Source organism: Burkholderia sp. SCN-KJ (assembly GCF_024656005.1).
GTDB lineage: Bacteria > Pseudomonadota > Gammaproteobacteria > Burkholderiales > Burkholderiaceae > Burkholderia.
The window spans coordinates 1-1,094 of sequence record NZ_JANKOG010000085.1 but is presented as its reverse complement, the minus strand read 5'-3'; the positions used below and the strand labels follow the sequence as shown (position 1 = coordinate 1,094).

Here is a 1,094-nt window from a genome sequence, read left to right as displayed (position 1 = left end):
TCGTGCAGCAGCGTCACCAGGATCCGGCAGCCCGACGCGCCGATCGGGTGACCGATCGCGATCGCCCCGCCGTTCACGTTCACCTTCGACGTGTCCCAGCCCATCTGCTTGTGCACCGCCAGCGCCTGCGCCGCGAATGCCTCGTTGATTTCCATCAGGTCCAGGTCGCCCGGCGTCCAGCCCGCGCGCTCCAGCGCACGGCGCGATGCCGGCACCGGCCCCATGCCCATCACGCTCGGATCCACGCCCGCGTTCGCGTACGCCTTGATCCGCGCCAGCGGCGTGAGGCCCAGCGCCGCCGCCTTCTGCGCCGACATCACCAGCACCGCCGCCGCGCCGTCGTTCAGCCCCGACGCGTTCGCCGCCGTCACCGAGCCGTCCTTCGAGAACGCCGGCTTCAGCCCCGCCAGCGATTCCGCCGTCACGCCGTGGCGCACGAACTCGTCGGTCGCGAACTGCAGCGGCTCGCCCTTGCGTTGCGGGATCGACACCGGCACGATCTCGTCGTCGAAGCGCCCGGCCTTCTGCGCGGCTTCCGCCTTGTTCTGCGACAGCGCCGCGAACGCGTCCTGCTCCTCTCGCGTGATCCCGTATTCCTTCGCGACGTTCTCCGCCGTGATGCCCATGTGGTACTGGTTGTACACGTCCCACAGGCCGTCGACGATCATCGTGTCGACCAGCTTCGCGTCACCCATCCGGAACCCGTCGCGCGAGCCCGGCAGCACGTGCGGCGCCGCGCTCATGTTCTCCTGCCCGCCCGCGATCACGATCTCCGCGTCGCCCGCCGCGATCGCGTTCGCCGCCAGCATCACGGCCTTCAGGCCCGAGCCGCACACCTTGTTGATCGTCATCCCCGGCACTGCGCTCGGCAGGCCGGCCTTGATCAGCGACTGGCGCGCCGGGTTCTGCCCCGAGCCCGCCGTCAGCACCTGGCCCATGATCACTTCGCTCACCTGCTCGGGCTTCACGCCCGAACGCTCCAGCACCGCGCGAATCACCGTCGCACCCAGCTCCGGTGCCGCGATCTTCGCGAGCGAGCCGCCGAATTTGCCGACCGCGGTCCGCGCGGCCGATACGATCACTACGTCCGTCAT

General features: G+C 70.0%; 1 protein-coding gene. It reads right to left on the bottom strand.

Features of this window, described 5'->3' with window-relative positions:
* Nucleotides 1–1,094, bottom strand: a 1,094-nt coding sequence (locus NQV17_RS37725; protein ID WP_257776150.1) for an acetyl-CoA C-acetyltransferase, incomplete at both ends; no start/stop codon positions are given.